The sequence below is a fragment of the Aquella oligotrophica genome, assembly GCF_002892535.1.
GTDB lineage: Bacteria > Pseudomonadota > Gammaproteobacteria > Burkholderiales > UBA11063 > Aquella > Aquella oligotrophica.
This window is the reverse complement of sequence record NZ_CP024847.1, coordinates 1,366,020-1,384,464: the sequence shown is the minus strand read 5'-3', so window position 1 is coordinate 1,384,464 and position 18,445 is coordinate 1,366,020. Positions and strand designations below refer to the sequence as shown.

Below are 18,445 nucleotides of genomic sequence, written 5' to 3'. Positions count from 1 at the left end.
CTCCTCTTTTTTTATCGTCTTACTTACTTTAAGCAAAGCAAAGGATATATATTGAAGCACTAGCCATCCTAATATAACGGTAATAGCTTTATTTAATCATTGGATGTTAAATCCCAGATAGCCAATACCACCAATTGCCCAAGAAAGAATATTTATTCTTTCTGACATTAATTTAACTGTATCGCTATCAAAATCAATTTTGACCATCTTTAATTTCATACAATATTATACCCTAAAATAATAAATTAAACCAGATTTTTACAGTTTCAGATTTGGGTAAATGGGTCGAAAAACATCATGCTTTATAAAGCAATTGACAAGAATTAACGTTACTGATATAATTATCTGTATGACATGTATAACATTTTTGAAAGATAAGCAAATGTTAGCAATTAGGCTTGATGCTGAAATAGAGCAAAGATTGAATAACCTTGCTGAAAAAACTCACCGGACTAAGTCTTTTTATGTCAAACAGGCACTAATAGAGTATTTGGATGATATGGAAGATATATATCTGGCGGAGAAAGAATTAGAGGATATCCGATCTGGGAATAGTACAACTATTTCGTGGGAAGAGCTAAAAAAACGGAATAACTTATAATGTGGGCTGTCCAGTTTTCTACAAAAGCAGCAAAGTTATTTGACAAGCTAGATAAACCAGTACAAAAACAAATAGCAGCAGAAATTGATAAAATAATAGCTTTGGAAAATCCTAGGCAGTCAGGCAAGGCACTAACCAGCGAACTTTCCCGATTATGGCGCTACAGAGCAGAAGATTATCGTCTAGTTTGTGAAATACAAGACAACATATTAATCATACTAGTACTGAGGATTGCACACCGTAAAGAAATATATAAATAGCATCAGAGTTCTTGAAACCACCCATAGCGAAAGTCTTAGTATCCAATGCTCTATTATGGACATAGACGCACTTTTCTATCAACATATTACCCTTTGTATTTTTGCATCTGTCACTTAGCACTTCTTCGTAAAGTAAACTAATAGTATCATCAGTAATGCTGAGCCTTTTCGAATAAATATATTACCAGACAAATCTAATGGACTGACCGTTATATCTCAAGCCATGGCGGATAAAATAACCACAATATTAAAAAGCGATGTTGGTGAAAAGATTGGGAGATTAGATGAACTGAGTATTCAAAAAGTGGACGAAGCTATAAAGTTATGGCTTGGCTTATTCTAAAAGTTCCATAATTCTCAAATGGCAAACTTTTCTACTTGCATAATTTTATCAATCATTATCTGTGATGCAAACTGTAAACCATTAGTTTTATTCAAAATAACAACATCACCACACATTATACAACAATTCACTTTTATAATTTCATACTGGATTAAAGACCAGACTGAAATAGTTATCACCTCATTTTTACATCAGAAAAAGAAAAAATAGTATTCTAGCAATTAGAATAAGCGACATTCGCCAAGCTTAGAAATAATCCGACACTATACCGAAGCTTTAGGGCGTGGGCTAAGGATACAGCTAGTGCACCAATATAAGCAACTAAAACATCAAGCCGCTTCTTGTTCGACTTATGACCTAACCTAGAAAAAGACTGAGTAAGAACTCAGTTTTTTTTCTGATAAATGTACCTCAATCAACTTTACACTTTGTTAAACTATCAATAACTTGCTTTTTAAAAGACTGAGTAAAGCCAGAGGACTAAAATTTCCTATCCTCGGGGCAGAGCCCACGAGGTATTAAGGAAATTTTTCCTACGGAACCGTCCGTTGGCAATCTCTGGTCTAACGCTGCAAGCCGTGGGGAGTTTATCTGCAGAGATTAAAAACTGCATAAAATGACATAAATAGAAACAACACCCAACCTTTTTGGGTGGTGTTTTATAGCGGCAAGAGTTATTTGCAGAATGTCCTCTTACTACAAAGCTGACCACTAGTAAAAATGATAACACCTGTATCTATTGCTCTGGTGGCAAGCCACAGTAAGGTGCAACAACGGATGCACCAGTACTAGAACTACTAATGGGAAAGAGAGGAATACAAAATCTCCCAACGTAAATAGTACCAGGTGGATTAGTACGTATATCTTGTCCATTTGGAATCAGTACCACATAGAAGGCAGCACCAACAGCAGCCGTTGTATATCCATTCTCAGTACGAATAGGGTTTCTAAAAAAAATTCCAGGATCAATTTCTCCTTGTGATGAATCAGGAAGGTTATTTAATGTCAGACAAAAACCAATCCCTAGCCCTACCACAGGCAATAAACAAGAGCTATTTCCATTAAACCGATTGAAACTTCTTATCACTGATTGATAACCAGGTGCAGAAATACCCGCCACACGAAAATAACAAGCTACAGCACCACTAGTATTGTACATCTTAGTACAAGAATATCCTTGTAAAAAATCATGAGTAATCCAGAAATCTGTAATGTGAGTAGCCGGGAGCTTACTCACTGAAACAGTCTGGCTATGAACTACCCGTAACTCACTTGGCTTACTTCCACTTGCTGGCACAATCGATAGTATCTGCTGCGGTAAGGTATGCTGGATAGTCCCACTACCTGTTAGTTGATTAGCTAATGGGATTTTATACTCAACTTCAATCCGGCAGCCATTGGTGGCAGTATTGCAATTATTACTAGTAATCGTATAACCAGACTGGGGATTAAAGCGATAGCGATTATTTGCGCTATATCTACTACTATCTAGGTTTATCGCAAACTTAATCGTATTGCCGGGTTTAAATGTCTGACTAGTATTAGTGATTGCGCTCACCCGTGGATTGCGGTGATGCCGCACAGTATAATAGTAATAACGCTCATTAATAGGCTTATTACCAATCAAACCAGTTGAGTTACCAAGCTGCGCGGTACGCATTTCAAAGATTGTGTCGCCTATCATATCACGCAAGTCTGTAGATTTTAATTTACAAGTTATTTTATCTGGTGTTAAATAAGTGTATCCCTCACAACCACTGTATTTGCCCCCAAAAAGTGCGCCCATGCCACCGTCATTCATATATAAACCACTCGCATTAACTGGCTGATCAAAGCTTACGGTAATATTTTCTAGCTCTTCTGGGAAATACTCTTTTTGTGCATCAATAGCTCTATGTGCAGGTAAAACGGTAGTATTATTCTGATTGGGAGCCTTAAGATTCGCAACTTTATTTATATATACCGGATATTTAGTACTAAACATCCGAGTATCCAGCCCATCATCGCCTTTATAGCTAACGCTCTGGGTGATAGTTGCAGTCTGGTTGTTACCCTTCGCTTGATACTGGACAACACATTGCTGATTATTCTCAAGCGATTTGCCCTCGCACGAGGCTTTATTAATATCAAACGAAGTCGTATCGCCAGTCTCACTGAGGCGGACATCTTTTGCTGTTTGTGTCCCGATATTTTTGATAGTTATCACTTTACTACTAGCATTAGTTAGTATTGCAGGGGCACCGATAATCACCAGCTCAGGATAATTACCATAAAGTACGCTGGATTTGATCTCTACCGTGCGGCTACTACCATGGGTATCGCTAAACGTCAATGCTAGCTCTGGATTAGCTTCATGACTATCCAGTTCGATCAATGCAGTACAGCTATTATTAGCGGCATATTTACGGCTATTATTAGTCTTGCCATCATTTGCTTGATTATTACAGATTATCTGATTATAGCCCGTTGGTGCTACTCCATGCTGGCGGATCGCGACTGATTCAAAATCATCGGTTAGCTGAAACGGTATTGCCAGCGTATATTTATCCGAATTTACCACTACCGACTCGATATACTGATTAGTCAGGATTACGCCATCATTTGCTACCATCCCAGCATTAAATACCACTAGCTTATCTACCGTGTATGCTTTAGCATTACTGTCAGTATATTGCAGGCTAAAATCAAAATAGCCGCTAGCAACTTGTTTAGGTAGCTCAATAGTCACGACACAGTTAGCTCCAGCCTTAATCATCTTACAAGCAGATAGATCAATAAGATCGGTTAGCTGGGTTGCTTTTAGCGATTTTGCTAGCTGTAGCTTAGTACTAATATCATCTGCGCTATCTTCATCACTGGGGCTGATCCCCTTTAGCTGACTATTAGTTAGCTGCATATCCTCTTTAGTATGATTGGATAATACCAGCGCATAAATATCGCCACTGCCACTATGCGGGAAGACTGGCGTATTACTGATAGTTAGTTTATTTTGCCGTACTTGGCTATTTTCGCTACCACCGCCGACATTATCGCAGCCAACAAGTGCCAGCGCACTAATCAAGCTTAGGTGGATTTTAGATAATTTTTGCATGATGTTATAATTCCCTTGGTTTATTAGTTTAACGTTATACTGCTACGAATCGAGTTATAGTAAGCATCTTCAGTTGAGGCATAAGCTACTGGTAGCTGTTTATTACCTGAAGTATTTTTTAAAGTAAAGCTAATATTACAGCTTGCCTTAGCTGCCGGAGTATTAATTACACAGCTAGTTGCACCTTTGATATTTGAGTTAGCTGCATAATCAGGTACTATTATGACTGGATAGTTATTCATCCCAGTTAATGAAGCCGCAGAATAATTCTGAATAGTAAAAGTTACACTCCGGCTAGAGCCTGAACCAGTTTGCGATGTTGTCATCGTGACAAAAGGCAGAGTCTGGTAATTAAATACTTGGCTTGGAATTACCCGGCGCCGCTCTTTATTTATCTCAAGCGAGTACGTTGGCGCTCTAAAAGCCTGACTAGCAGCATTAGCTGTTGCCAGTGTATAGCTATAACCATTACTAATATCCGGATTTAAAAACTCATAGACTGCCTTACATGATGTAGTCAGATCAGTCGGACTACTGCTTTTACTACTAGTCGGGCAGGTAGTCGAGCTTGCTACCACGCCATAACCATAAGGTAAATCGCTATCATCGATAATAAAGCCTTTGGCAGTGCCCCCCACCGGAGCATACTCGACTTCAAGTGTCAGCTTATTACCCCAAGTAAGCGGAAAACTGCCCCCACTAGTAAGTAAGCTACCAGCGGTATTTAATGTGCCAACTGCCTTTGGTGCAGTTACCCGGATCGGTGAAGTAGTAGTCGCATAGTCAACCTGAATTGGTACACCATAGCCATCATTGGCACGGATAATCTGTTGATAAAGTGTGCCAGCTTCAGCTGTAGTACTGCTATAATGATAACGTACTACCGCTTTTTGCCCTGGCTTTAATGTAACTACTTGTCCCTGTGCGTTAAACCCATTTATACCAAAGCTACTTAATGGATTAGCGATTGCAGTCGTGCTACCCGGTAAAGTAAAGTTAGCTGGTAATTCCATCCGTAAAAAACGCGACAAATTCGGGTTAGTTACTGCACTGATGCCACTAATCAGATAATCAGCCTTACCACTATTTTCGATAATCACATCTTCGCTAACATCTCCTGTTACACCTTGTTCTTTTTCGAGATACACCCGCCCATGACTTAATGTCAATGTACCGACATTCGGTGGGGTGCCTGTCGCACTATAAAGAATCCCGACACTTTTATTTGGTGCGATAAAATCAGTCGTACTATTATTATCCGCACGAACCGCTTTTATCTCGCCTATTACAGCACTATTATTCGTTACGGCGGCTGTTGGCGCATAGCTTACATAGATATTGCAAGCTTCAGCACTTTTTAGGGTTTTATTGCTACATTCATCATTACGCGTAGTCATCCCAGCCGGATAACTAACATTCCAGTTAGTAACCTTGATTGGCTCTTTCCCGGTATTTTGGATCTGGATATATTCGGTACGCGCGGTTGCTGGATTAGTTACTGGCGTATTTAAGAAGTTTAGGCTACCTCTAATAGTATAGGCATAGTTTACTAAGCCATCTGGACGATTGGGATCAATATCGGTAGAAAGCCCGGTATAGTAGATAAAGGTTGTCTTAGCTGTTGTTGTCCCAGTTTCTCCATCATAGCGAATAGTGTACTGATCATGTCCGGATTGTGGCTGCTGGATGTTATTTAGCGATAAGCGTATCTCACAAATATCACCAGCTTTAGCAGTTTTACCAACTGAGGTACCGACTCTACCATCAAAATTACAATTACCGATAGTCTTCACTAATGGTGAAGTTACACTAGTTTGATTGATACTACCATAAACTTCGCTCGATAATGGCTTATAGTCTTCACCCCAGATACTTACAGGTAATACTCCGTTATTAACTACCCGCAGGGTTACACGATTATTCGCACCGGTAGCATTAGTCGCAAGTAGCGCCAGTGGTCCACCACTTAATACCAGTGATGGCCTATCTTCGAAATATGCCCGATTATTGATCCGATATTGATTAATTTGCCCATTGGCTTTTTTACCAGTTAGGCGAATCTGATTACTATACCCTGCCCCGGTAGCAGCAGGCAGGGTTAGAGTTGCCGTACACTGCGAACCTTTAGTTACCTTGCCATTACAATCAAGGTGTTTATCGAGTACCATCACATCCGAGCTAATATCTAGCTCGTTATAATCATCATCGGCGATAAATGGTAGCGTCAGGCTATAGTCATTGGTCGAATAGATTTCGCCAAATTCACCCTCGCTAACGATAAAGCCGTCGCGGCTCATTACCGTCGCTGAATAATTAATCAATTGGGCAGTATTATAAATCTTACCAGCTTCATCTTGATAGCTTAGCCTGATTAGCGTTGTTTCCCTAGGATCTTTGGGTGCTACTACTATACTACATGCCGCATCGCGGTATAGAATATTGCAGTTGGCGGAGCTATCGTCAATCGTGTTATTGTCGATTTCGGCACTAATCAGGCGTAGATCGTGGTTAGTATGATTATCGATACGGATTACATGATTACCACTAACCCCATTATTTACCGGAATAGTTGCTACCCGGCTAATCACCACTGCCGGAGCACGTAGTGGAGCTGGTGGCTTTATACCAACTATCTGGTCATTATTGTTGCGATTGACAGCTTCATTACCATTATTGCAGCTACTTACTAGCGCACTTAGCATAAGTAGTAAACAGGTTTTTATCTGAGGGGTAGTTAGTTTCATAATATAAATTCTCCATATCGCATCATATCAACTTGAAAATTGCAACTTATTAAATTAAAATTTTCAAATTTATTAGTTTAATCAAAACCACTGGGTTAAGTCATCCCGAAGAAAGCCGACTAAAGTTACTTTAGCCGGCTATTCTTAATCAATCAAAGGGAAAAATTGATTAAGGGTTAGTTACAGTTGTTGTAGAATCTACATTAAGATTCTTAAGCACTGCATTGTAAAGACCATCAGTCGTAGATGAGTAACGGAAGTTAACTCGTCTATTTGGATTACCACCATTAGCAGCAGGATTTACTGTGAAGATAATCTTACAGAATTTGGCACCAGCAACTGGTTGGTTAGTAGCAGTATCAATTCCACCTGGACTAAGTGCAATAGTCTGGTTAATCTGGCATGGCTGACTTACCGTTACATCAGATGCAAAATTTTGGATCGGAGTAACCATAATACCAGCGTTGGTCATACCTGTCAGATTATGTGCTGCATATTCATTTACATAGAAGATTGCTTCATATGAATTGCTTGTACCGATACGATTTACATAAGTCTGCACATCAGCAAAAGGTTTCACGCGGAAAGTAAACTCACCCGCTGGCTGTACACGCTTTCTTCCATTTGCAGTACTGATCATATATGCTGGAGTTTTGAATACACGTAGTGCCTGATTTTGTGTAGCTATGGTATAAGTATTAGCTGCACCAATACTATCACCAACAAATTCATATCTAACAGTACAAGAACTACCAGCTGCAAGAGTTGTTGGCACGCTTCCTTTACTTACAGTAGGACATGCACCAGTAGCTGGTGTAGTAGTATTAACCATGAAACCATATGGAATACTTGCATCGTCAACAATGAAGCGATCCAAAGCTTTTCCACTAGGTGCAGCATAGTCTACATCTAGTATCAGTTTATTAGCCTTAGTCAGGGCAAATGTTCCACCATTTGTCAAACCACCATTATTTTCATCGATAGTACCGATAACAGTAGGCCCTGTAGTTACTGCAGCGTCATCACTTACTTCATAGCCAAGAGTGAATTTGGCAGGTGTAGTCGAACCAGCATAGCTAAATAAATGATCTAGCGTATTCGCATCTTCTGCCGCTATACCTTGAGAATTACCATACGCATAAGTAACAACACCAACTTCGACACCAGATAATGATACATTCTGACCTGGCAATGTATGCCAATTAGCTCGATCAAAGGTAAATCCACCAGCAAATTTATTAGTCAATTGAGCACCACCAGCAGGAGACTGAGCCGTTGCTGGAATTGAAATATTCAAGTTTGCTGAATGCGGCTTCAATGCAACCGGTGTAGTAATACCAGTTACTTCAGTAGCTGTTGCCGAACCATTTGACTGAACAAACAGATTATACGTTAGAATACGAGTATCGCCTGTTGCCAGCTCAAATTTCTCACCACTACTACTAAGAATCAAGCCAGGTCTTAATGTTGGGTTAGCACTTGCACTATAAAATACCGAAAGAGTTTTAGTACTACCACTGAAGCTTGAATCATCAGCTCTAGTTGCATTAACAGTTGCTATAGCTGAACCAAAAGGTACATTAGCAGTAGGACGGTAATGAACATCGATTGAACATGATTGTTTTGCCTGAAGGATATTATTCGCAAGAGTACCAGTATCACAACCATTACGGTCGATTGTAAGCCCAGCTACCACTGGTAATGTAAACGCTATATTATGTAGTGGCTGCATACCTGTATTACTAATAGTAATAGTCTGAGTTTTACCATTAGTATTAGTGTCAGTATCAGTGAAGTCAAGAGTACCAGTTATTTGATAATCATGCGGACGCTGACAGGTCGGACAGTTTGGATCATAGCCAGATAAACCAGTATAATAAATGGTTGTGGTTTTGACAGTATTAGCACCAGCTTCACCATTATAGGTAATTCGGTATTCATCATGTCCATTTTGTTCCAAGCTATTTGGGTTCATAGTGAAACTAGCTTCACAAGCACTACCAGTAGGAGCGGTATGCCCTATTTTATTAGCTGTTGCACCTGTAAAGTCACAAGTAGCAGGATCAAAAGTTCGCCTAAGCGAAGTCACCGGATTTTCACCAGCATTTGCCTGCAAAATTACACCTTCAAACTCGGTAGATAATGCGCTATGTTTATCATTTATACCTGTTGCAGGTAAGACTCCATTATTGACAATACCTATTGAAACGCTATTGTCTGCACCTGGTGTATTATCTGCCTGTAAATGCACCGGACCTCTCGTTAATTCGAGTGATGGTCTATCATCGAAGTAGGCACGAGTATTTATGGTATAAATATTTACTTTACCGCTGGTAGTCTTACCGCTAATAGTGATTTTATTAGCATAACCTGCTTTTGGTGCAGCTGGTAATTTAAGAGTTGCTGAACATGCCGAACCTTTAGTTACCTTACCATTACAATCAAAGCTTTTATTTAAAGCCATGATATCTGAACTTACTGTGATTGACTGATAATCATCATCAGCTATAAACGGAATAGTAACAGAATAATCATTAGTTGAATGGAATTCTCTCATATTATCAGTATTAACAATAAATCCATTCTGGCTTGATGAAGATGAAGAGTAATTTACCAACTGAGCTGTGTTATAGACTTCACCATTATCATCCTTAAATGACAACTGAATAACAGTAGAACCATCAGCAACATCAGGAGTAACTGATAAAGTACAAGAAGCATCACTTTCTAGAGTTTTACACTGATCCATACCTACGTATGAATTATAACCAGTGCCACCTACTGCACGGCTTGCTTTATCTAGCGCCCGAGATAGTATCCCTTGATTCTTGCTATTCATGATTCTTGAATCAACAAAAGTCAACTTCTCACCAGTATGATTTTCTACACTTAGTTGAATCGGATGAAGCACACCACCATTAGTAGGCACAGTTGGTACACGGCTAATTGTTACTGCCTGAGCACGCTCATCTTCTACATTTACTGAATATCCACCACCACTAGAGCTGGTTCCACCGCCACACGCCGTTAGCGTTAAGCTTGTCGCACCGGCAATCAGTACAACTATTTTTTTAGGATTAAACATAAGGACTCCTTAAAGTTAAATTTTCCATTGGTAAAGTTTGCAAGATTAAATTCTCTCAAAAAAATTTTGTGATTTACCCCTCCGTCTCCGGAAGATCTTAATCTTCTAAACTTTGTCAAACTTAAAATATGTGATACTAACAAGTATCGCTAGCTATTTATTGCTAATTTATTACTATACTTGCCCTTATCACGGGAGCTATTGTATAAAAACTATACCCCATTTTTAAACCCCGTTAAAATCACACAAATTGATTTACCACCCAAATATTTTGGCGGGGTAAATTACAGGTTTTGTGAAAAGATTAAGGAAAATTCAGGATTATTAAACCCCAATTAATATACTGATGCAGATTTATATTTTAAGCAGATCTATCTATTAACGAGAGTTTGTGAAGGCAAATTAGGAAATGTTCTGAGGGGTGATACTAGCTTTGATAAAATCAATATGTGGGCATTTATTTGCCATTCCGATACCAAGATGAGTGCCATAGACACCTTCATTGGCTACAGAATTTACTTGCCAGTTTATATTATCATAATGTAGCCGAGTATTACAGCCAAATGCCAATTCGGTAATGGCAAGTCCACGCTCGAGCGCAGCATAGTCCATCGCAGTTAAAAGCTCCGTTTGGTCTTTATCATCAAGAATAAGGCTCCTTATCTGGTTATCTTCTATTAGTAAATATTTTTGCGATGCATTATTAATCGCAGCGATTAGGCGGATAAGCCTATCATGGTTGCGCTCACGATTAGCCTGATTCCCGATAGTGTAGATAACCCCATCAAAGCTAAATCTACCATCGCAGCAGAAGCTTGATTTATCGTGTTTGATATTAACTATTGAAGCCTCACAGATCTCAGCAAATGAATATTGCCAGCCGGGCTTTAGTATTTCATCAAAATTTGCTGTCTCTAGCTTTTCACTTAACTTTACAGCTAGCCTGTTATTATCATCACTCTGGATGATTAACGATGAAGAATTAGCTATTTGTGTGTAAAAACCTTGCCGCTTTATTAATAAGTCAGGCAAATCAAGATTAAAAAATTGTTGCAGTGTATAATCAATTGATGTAATATTATTATCAAATTTGATTGCCGAAAAAAGTAATAATATGCTCGCGAATTTTTGTTGCCAGAGCTGATTTGATTGTTGCTGAAATTCATAACTAGTCGGGATTACAAATGCTTTAGTGGCGGAATTAATAAAATCAAAATTTTCACTAAAATGGCAATTATTAAATCCTCTTTTATCTAAAAGATTGAGCACTTGGGTGCTATCGCTATAAATTGGAAGCTGATTATTCAAAAGCTCATTATATAAGTCAGTTAATAGCATGTCCCAAACCCTATCTAGTTATATCAGATTATTATTAAAGAAGGAAATTATAAAAACTAGTCCCGAATTACGTGTATGAAACAGATTTTATATAAAAATTGAATTTAGTCCGGGACTAGCATTATTAAATGCTAACTACCAGTAAAGGTTACCAGCATCAGTACGATCATTAGCAGGAACATCTTGCAATCTGTCCATGACTTAACTCCGTTAAAATCGTTAAACATATATAAAACCACAAAGTAGTCTTACTCCCAAATAATTTCACATTAAGCTGTAAAATCACAATAAGTTTAACCTAGAATTTTAGGACCATGAAACCAAATATTTATCCCGCCCAAATAGCTCTAGGTAAATAATTACAAGGTAAGTCATATGGTACCCTGGCAAAAACAAGGTAGGCAGGGGAAATTGATTTCAATATAATCATGCCATCAATAATTTAGAATAGGCAACGTTATGAAATTTACTTCTAATACCATGCGTATATTTGGATTTATGTTAATTTGTTTTTATTTGACAAAGGGGTTTGCAATGGATATAAGTAATAAAGAAGTACTTATTTTGATAGATTCAAGTGGCGGAAATACCTATAAACTGGCAGAGTCAATCAAAGCTGGTGTAGTAAATAAAGGGCTTCACGCGGTGATTAAAAAAGTGCCAAACAAGGTTGATCCACAAAACGATTTAAATAAAATACCTATTGCTACTGCCGATGAATTAGTTAAATACCGAGGAATTGCGTTTGGAGCACCGATTTATTTTGGAAATATTAGTACCAATATGATGGACTTTATGGCACAAACACTTGATATCTGGAAAAAGCAGGAGTTATCAAACGTACCTGCAACTGTTTTTATGTCTGGATGTAGCGGTAGTGGAAGTGAAACAGCAATTATTTCATTCTGGAATATTTTAGCAAGCCATGGGATGACAATTGTAACATTAGGTAACCCTTCCCTTCCTGACATTAATAAAGCTATCCCGCAGGGTAATACTCCATATGGCGTTACTACTCGATCTTGTATGCCTGGCGATGTTCGTCCATCTAAAGATGAACTTAAATATGCCTATTTTCAAGGACAAAAGCTTGCGAGTGCAATAAATTCCACCAAAATTCAACAAGATCCACTAGCTGCGCCAGCTAAAAAAGAAATAACAACAAGCAAGGTAGAAGAAAGATTAAATAAATTAGGAATAGTATTACCGATTACACCTAAACCAGTTGGAAACTATGTTCCATATAAAATAGTTGGTAATCTGGTATATATCAATCAAGTCGCTCTTAATAATGGAAAGATACTCTACCCGGGGATGATTGAAAGCACTGTTACTGAAAAACAGGCTAAGCTTGCCACACAGCAAACGATACTAAATATTTTATCTGTTTTAAAAGTTGCCGCGAATGGTAATCTGGATAATGTTAAACAGGTGGTTCAGCTATCAGGAACATTTAATACTCAGCCTAATTATACTAACCATGCTGGGTTAATGAATGAAGCATCCAACCTTCTTGTCAGTATTTTTGGCGATAAAGGGATTCATACCAGAGCGACATTTGGCGCAAATTCCCTACCGCTTAACTCGCCAGTTGAGATTCAGGCAATCTTTGAAATTAACTCTTAAGTTAGCTTATAGGACTTACTATTAATCAAAAACGAGCAGCAAAACATCAAGAACGGTATAATTACACCCTTATAGAGGCTAATCTTAAATCAAATTTATATTTTGGCAGCCAATTTAATATGCCAAGCTACCGGCCAATAGACAGGGAGTTTCTAAAGCCATGCAAGAAAACCTAGAACACAAATTAAAAAACCGACATATTCAGATGATTGCCATTGGTGGTGCAATTGGGACTGGATTCTTCTTAGGCTCAGCCAGTGCAATTCAAATGACTGGACCATCAATTGCTCTTGCCTATCTGCTCGGTGGAGTGATAATCTATGCTGTAATGCGGGCATTAGGTGAAATGACAGTTGATCACCCAACCTCTGGTTCATTTGTAGAATATGCACACCGTAATCTCGGTACTGGGGCTGGTTTTGTAGCGGGCTGGAATGCTTGGCTCCTTTTTACTTGTGCCTGCATGCTTGAAGTAACTGCGGTTGGAACCTTACTTGATTACTGGATACAGATACCCCATTGGATTACTTGTATTGTATTACTAGTTACCTTTGGTGGGCTTAATCTGATTGGTGTCAAATACTTTGGCGAAACAGAATTTTGGTTTGCTGGGATTAAGGTTGCAGTTATTATTTTCATGATAGTAATGGGAGCATATTTACTTTTTGCTGATCATGAAGTGCATCAGATTGCTGCTAATAACATTCATAACTATAAGGATGGGAAAGTATTCTTTAGTCATGGGCTACTTGGCTTTTTAAATTCATTGGTCATAGTCTGTCTCTCATTCTGCGGCTCCGAATTTGTAAGTGTTGCTGCTGGTGAAGCAGAAAACCCAAAGAAATCAATTCCTAAGGCAATTAATGGTGTAATTATTAGAATTATCTTGTTTTATGTTCTAACCATAAGTATAATCGTCTTAATGTATCCATTTGAAAATATCAGTGCAAAAACCAACCCATTTACAGATGTATTTGCTAAGCTTGGATTTAATCACGCGGCTGATATTATTAATCTAGTTGCAATAACTGCATCATTATCGGCATTAAATAGCTGTATTTATGTAGCAGCAAGATTTTTATACCGCCTCTCATTAAATGGTCAAGCTCCAAAATCATTTGCTAAAGTAAGTAAAAACCATTTACCGCGCAATGCAACACTTTTTACAGTGGGAATGGCTTTCTTGGTTGTTATTGCCAATTATACCTTCCCAGCCAACATCTTGCAATATCTATTTGCATTGATAACGGTTGCCATTATAATTAACTGGTACATAATTCTACTTTCACATATGATGTTTCGCAAAGAGCAAATCATGAATGGTAAAAGCCTTGATTATTTTATGCCTGGCTATCCATATGTGAACATGCTTATCATGGGCATATTATTCATTGTGCTTGTTGTTATGTCAAAAAATGATGAGATGTCATTAAGTGTTTACATTGCTCCAGCTTGGCTTTTAATTTTATCAATGATTTATGCCGCCAGCAGTGGTAAAAAAAATATGTATCTGAATAAAAAGTAACTACTCATATTATGTAACCCCTTAACTGCCGTAATATTTAGCAAGAGCAAGTCGCAAAGCGACGCGGTTTACATGAGAAGTAAATGAGGAGCTTTGAAACACAGCTATTGCGAGATAGTACGAGCAGTTACAATAAAACAAATTAATTAACCCTTAGGTAATAAACAAAATGCTAGAAATTGAACAAATAAATGAAATAGGTAATCTTGCGACAACGCTTCATACTCAGTTAAATGACCTTCGGGGGTTTCTTTGATTATGCTGGGAAAAAATCAGCTTTAGAAAAAGTTAATCTGGAACTTGAAAATCCAGATATCTGGAATAATCAGGAGCGCGCGCAGGAATTAAGCAGACAAAAGAAACAACTAGAAGCTGTAGTTAGTAACTTGGATGCTCTGGATAGTACAATTACTGGATGCCAAGAATTGTTTGAATTGGCAACAGCTGAGAACGATGAAGAAACAATTTTATTGGTTCAGGTAGATTTAAATGCTGCCAAAGATGAACTCGATAAGCTTGAATTTAGACGAATGTTCTCGCACCCAATGGATCCAAATAACTGCTTTATTGACATTCAGGCAGGTAGTGGTGGTACTGAAGCTCAAGACTGGGCTGATATGCTATTACGTATGTATCTACGCTATTGTGATCGAAGAGAGTTTAGCGCCGAGATATTAGAAGAACAATCGGGTGAGGTTGCTGGGATAAAAAATGCAACGATCAAGGTAAGTGGCGAATATGCATTTGGCTATCTAAGAACTGAAACAGGTGTACACCGACTAGTACGTAACTCCCCTTTCGATTCAAATAATAAACGTCATACTTCATTTGCAAGCGTATTTGTCTATCCTGAAGTTGATGATAATATTCAGATTGAAATCAATCCAGCTGATTTACGGGTCGATACTTATCGTGCTTCTGGAGCTGGTGGACAGCACATTAATAAGACAGATTCAGCGGTCAGGATTACCCACTTACCAACCAATACCGTGGTACAGTGCCAAAATGATAGATCTCAGCATAAAAATCGTGATGAAGCGATGAAAATGCTAAAAGCCAAATTATATGAGCTTGAGTTACGCAAAAAAGAAGCAGAAAAACAGAAATTGGAAGACAGTAAAACCGATATTGGTTGGGGACATCAGATCCGTTCATATGTTTTTGATCAATCAAGAATCAAAGATTTACGTACCAACGTTGAAATAGGTAATATTCGTGGAGTTATGGATGGTGATTTAGATCCATTCATTGAAGCCAGCCTAAAACAGGGTGTGTAAGCAGAAAGATGAACAACTCTAGCAAATATCAAAAAATTGCTTCAGGTATATTTATAACTGCCAGTGCATTACTGCTGGCAGGATGCCCTTCTGTAGCCTCAGTGATCCCCTCGTTTCTCCCATCTTTGGTTCCTTCAGTTAATTATAATACTTTGTCATTAACTAATCCAAACCAAATCCAGTGCTACCCGGGAGGATGGTTTAGCTCTGAGTATTGTGCGATACCAATTAACCGCTTTGTTGCGATTTCAAGTCATTACGCCAGCCCTTATGAGTCAAATCAGCTAATCAATTTTACAAGCCAGTATCAATCATTTGTCTTTGATCGTCTTGATGAAAGTCAAATTCTCGAAAGCCTTAATGTAGTTTTTATAAAACAATATCCTAGTGCCGATAAGTTTGCAAAATTACCAACTGCTGTTCAAAGCCTGTATATAAAGATGAAAGAAGAATATATTGGCTCTCATCAATTTCAAAAACAAATGGAAACATATATCTATTTGTATGCTTTAAGTACGATTGATTATGCAAACCAGATTTGTAGTGAATCAGCAAACTCCATTTCAGCACCTGATTCGCAACAGCGAGCTTTATATAAGGTGTTTAGCATGATGTTTACTAATGACGTATTACATCACGTAGCATTAAATGTTACTGGCAAATATAAAAATGAGGTTGAGTTATATAATAAAGTATATGATGCTATTATTGATCTAAATCCTTATCAGCTGGCAAATATGGCACAAATGACCTACTCAAATGTCTATAATAACAAACCTAGAATGATTGAGTCCGATTTTTATACAACTGGGACATCATTTGGTGAAATCGGTAGCTTTAGTTGCAATACCAGTGGCACAATGTGGCAAAGGTTTGGTTACCCATATTTTGGTAGCAATGTTGCTGGGCTCCCTTATTATGTTAATTTTATCAATAAAGATAATTTTAGTAAATATGATGATGATGAAATTCCTGTACAATAAAAGCTGACAATATAGTTTTGCAGTAACAGGAACCATCATTATGACTCAAGTCACTACCAAAAAATCAAAATATATAGCAATGCCAGATACTTTAGTTATTTTATTTGGTGTTGTGCTTCTTGTTTATCTACTAAGTTTTTTTGTCCCCGCTGGGAAATTTGACACTCAGAAAGTAAGTTATCAGGCAGATGGTGTAACAAAAACCCGCACTGTTCTTGTAGCAAGTAGCTACCAAGTTCAGAAAGATTCTAATGGTAATATTGTAAAAAATCCGCCTAAAATATTTGCTACTGATGGTAACCCCGGATTTCTTAACTTCGTTTATGATGGTATTACATCTGGAGATCGCAATGGTGGCGCGGTTGGCGTTATGGCGTTCATCCTAATTATTGGCGGTGCATTCGGTATCATTATGCGGACAGGTGTTATCGAAGCGGGGATGATGAAATTAATCGTCAAAATGAGTAATCGCAAAATACTGATTCTACCAGTAATGACACTTATTTTTTCTATTGGTGGCGCTGTTTTTGGGATGGGAGAAGAAGCCATTGCTTTTGCCCTGATACTAGCACCGATGATGGTAGCAATGGGTTATGATGCAATTACTGGAGTTTTGGTTACCTACCTAGCAACTCAAGTTGGATTTGCTACCTCATGGATGAATCCTTTTTCCGTCGCGATTGCGCAGGGAATCGCCAATGTTCCAGTTCTATCTGGCTCGATGTACCGAATTATCATGTGGGCAGTATTTACTTTAGCGATAATGATTTATAGTGTTATATATGCGCGCTCTATTCATAAAAACCCACAAAAATCGCTAAGTTATGAAAGTGATAATTACTTTCGTCAACAGATGTCAGAAATTGATGCTACTGCCCATTTTGGGATTGCATCATGGTCAATTATTGCGGTCTTGGTACTTGGTATGGTATGGGTAGTCTATGGCGTAATTGAGAAAGCATATTATATACCAGAGATTGCCACTCAATTTTTTGCTATGGGCTTAGTCATTGGTGGAATTAGTGTAATTGGCCGTATTAATGGGATGAATGTAAATGTTATGGCTAAAGCCTTTAAATCAGGAGCAGCCGATTTATTGCCAGCTGCACTGATAGTTGGAATGGCACATGGAATCATCCTAATGATGGGCGGTGGCGATGCAACTCAATTTACAATGTTAAATACAGTTTTAAATGCATCCGCAAACTTGGTCAGCGGACTTAATGAATACGTCTCAGCTATTGCGATGTTTTTATTCCAGTCAATATTTAATATCTTTGTTACTTCAGGATCTGGACAGGCTGCATTAACTATGCCATTAATGGCGCCACTTGCTGATTTAGTCGGGGTTGGACGGCAGATTGCAGTATTAGCATTTCAGCTTGGTGATGGTTGGACCCATTGTATTATGCCGACCTCCGCGGCACTAATGGGAACACTTGGTGTTGCTAGGGTTGAATATAGCGCTTGGGTCAAATTTATTTTCAAATTCTATCTATTTCTAATGGCTTTAAGCGCAGTATTCATAATCATTGCAGTTATGATAAACTATCAATAAAATAATAGCTATTA

13 protein-coding genes are annotated in these 18,445 nt (G+C 38.2%); 8 read left to right on the top strand and 5 right to left on the bottom strand.

Annotated features, from left to right (window positions below; translation table 11 throughout):
- Window positions 1-96: 96 nt before the first annotated feature.
- Entirely contained in the window at window positions 97-219 is a 123-nt protein-coding gene (locus CUN60_RS13300) for a hypothetical protein (protein ID WP_279639058.1), read from the bottom strand.
- A 163-nt stretch (window positions 220-382) separates the two neighbouring features.
- Between CUN60_RS13300 and relB the strand changes: the two genes are divergently transcribed.
- From relB to CUN60_RS13440, 3 genes are all read left to right on the top strand, one after another.
- Window positions 383-601 (top strand): type II toxin-antitoxin system RelB family antitoxin, encoded by a 219-nt coding sequence (relB, locus tag CUN60_RS06305; RefSeq protein ID WP_102952450.1) that lies wholly within the window; start codon window positions 383-385, stop codon window positions 599-601.
- Window positions 601-861 carry a type II toxin-antitoxin system RelE family toxin gene (locus CUN60_RS06300; RefSeq protein WP_102951219.1) on the top strand — a complete coding sequence of 87 codons (261 nt, stop codon included), beginning with the start codon at window positions 601-603 and terminating at the stop codon, window positions 859-861. The genes relB and CUN60_RS06300 overlap by 1 nt, the downstream gene beginning before the upstream one ends.
- Window positions 862-1,006: 145 nt before the next feature.
- Window positions 1,007-1,204, top strand: coding sequence for a type II toxin-antitoxin system PemK/MazF family toxin (locus CUN60_RS13440; RefSeq protein ID WP_102951218.1), 198 nt, complete (start codon window positions 1,007-1,009; stop codon window positions 1,202-1,204).
- Window positions 1,205-1,940: 736 nt separating this feature from the next.
- Here CUN60_RS13440 and CUN60_RS06290 read toward each other — a convergent pair.
- The 4 genes from CUN60_RS06290 to CUN60_RS06275 all read right to left on the bottom strand — a co-directional run bounded on the left by CUN60_RS06290 (window position 1,941) and on the right by CUN60_RS06275 (window position 11,462).
- Window positions 1,941-4,295 carry a hypothetical protein gene (locus CUN60_RS06290; protein ID WP_102951217.1) on the bottom strand — a complete coding sequence of 785 codons (2,355 nt, stop codon included), beginning with the start codon at window positions 4,293-4,295 and terminating at the stop codon, window positions 1,941-1,943.
- 23 nt (window positions 4,296-4,318) lie between these two features.
- Window positions 4,319-7,039 carry a hypothetical protein gene (locus CUN60_RS06285; RefSeq protein WP_102951216.1) on the bottom strand — a complete coding sequence of 907 codons (2,721 nt, stop codon included), beginning with the start codon at window positions 7,037-7,039 and terminating at the stop codon, window positions 4,319-4,321.
- A gap of 169 nt (window positions 7,040-7,208) precedes the next feature.
- Window positions 7,209-10,124: a COG1361 family protein gene (locus CUN60_RS06280; RefSeq protein ID WP_102951215.1), complete on the bottom strand. Its 2,916-nt coding sequence runs from the start codon at window positions 10,122-10,124 to the stop codon at window positions 7,209-7,211.
- 402 nt (window positions 10,125-10,526) lie between these two features.
- Window positions 10,527-11,462 (bottom strand): CgnE/CgnB domain-containing protein, encoded by a 936-nt coding sequence (locus CUN60_RS06275; RefSeq protein ID WP_102951214.1) that lies wholly within the window; start codon window positions 11,460-11,462, stop codon window positions 10,527-10,529.
- 534 nt (window positions 11,463-11,996) lie between these two features.
- Between CUN60_RS06275 and CUN60_RS06270 the strand changes: the two genes are divergently transcribed.
- From CUN60_RS06270 to yfcC, 5 genes are all read left to right on the top strand, one after another.
- Window positions 11,997-13,088 carry an Atu1372/SO_1960 family protein gene (locus tag CUN60_RS06270; protein ID WP_158649316.1) on the top strand — a complete coding sequence of 364 codons (1,092 nt, stop codon included), beginning with the start codon at window positions 11,997-11,999 and terminating at the stop codon, window positions 13,086-13,088.
- Between the two features lie 160 nt (window positions 13,089-13,248).
- Entirely contained in the window at window positions 13,249-14,613 is a 1,365-nt protein-coding gene (locus CUN60_RS06265) for an amino acid permease (RefSeq protein ID WP_102951212.1), read from the top strand.
- Window positions 14,614-14,782: 169 nt separating this feature from the next.
- Window positions 14,783-15,890 (top strand): peptide chain release factor 2 gene (gene prfB, locus CUN60_RS06260; RefSeq protein ID WP_222593310.1). Its coding sequence is split into 2 segments (ribosomal slippage): window positions 14,783-14,866 and window positions 14,868-15,890, totalling 1,107 coding nucleotides; the frame shifts between segments, so codons are not numbered across the junction.
- An 8-nt stretch (window positions 15,891-15,898) separates the two neighbouring features.
- A complete protein-coding gene (locus tag CUN60_RS06255; protein ID WP_102951210.1) occupies window positions 15,899-16,873 on the top strand; it encodes a hypothetical protein in 975 nt (324 codons plus the stop codon).
- A 40-nt stretch (window positions 16,874-16,913) separates the two neighbouring features.
- Entirely contained in the window at window positions 16,914-18,431 is a 1,518-nt protein-coding gene (yfcC, locus tag CUN60_RS06250; RefSeq protein WP_102951209.1) for a putative basic amino acid antiporter YfcC, read from the top strand.
- Window positions 18,432-18,445 lie beyond the last annotated feature (14 nt).

What these genes read in the sequence shown, in the direction of transcription:
- CUN60_RS13300 (WP_279639058.1), bottom strand. Translation starts at nt 219, where the DNA reads ATGAAATTAAAGATGGTCAAAATTGATTTTGATAGCGATACAGTTAAA.
- relB (WP_102952450.1), top strand. Translation starts at nt 383, where the DNA reads ATGTTAGCAATTAGGCTTGATGCTGAAATAGAGCAAAGATTGAATAAC.
- CUN60_RS06300 (WP_102951219.1), top strand. Translation starts at nt 601, where the DNA reads ATGTGGGCTGTCCAGTTTTCTACAAAAGCAGCAAAGTTATTTGACAAG.
- CUN60_RS06290 (WP_102951217.1), bottom strand. Translation starts at nt 4,295, where the DNA reads ATGCAAAAATTATCTAAAATCCACCTAAGCTTGATTAGTGCGCTGGCA.
- CUN60_RS06285 (WP_102951216.1), bottom strand. Translation starts at nt 7,039, where the DNA reads ATGAAACTAACTACCCCTCAGATAAAAACCTGTTTACTACTTATGCTA.
- CUN60_RS06280 (WP_102951215.1), bottom strand. Translation starts at nt 10,124, where the DNA reads ATGTTTAATCCTAAAAAAATAGTTGTACTGATTGCCGGTGCGACAAGC.
- CUN60_RS06275 (WP_102951214.1), bottom strand. Translation starts at nt 11,462, where the DNA reads ATGCTATTAACTGACTTATATAATGAGCTTTTGAATAATCAGCTTCCA.
- CUN60_RS06270 (WP_158649316.1), top strand. Translation starts at nt 11,997, where the DNA reads ATGGATATAAGTAATAAAGAAGTACTTATTTTGATAGATTCAAGTGGC.
- CUN60_RS06265 (WP_102951212.1), top strand. Translation starts at nt 13,249, where the DNA reads ATGCAAGAAAACCTAGAACACAAATTAAAAAACCGACATATTCAGATG.
- CUN60_RS06255 (WP_102951210.1), top strand. Translation starts at nt 15,899, where the DNA reads ATGAACAACTCTAGCAAATATCAAAAAATTGCTTCAGGTATATTTATA.
- yfcC (WP_102951209.1), top strand. Translation starts at nt 16,914, where the DNA reads ATGACTCAAGTCACTACCAAAAAATCAAAATATATAGCAATGCCAGAT.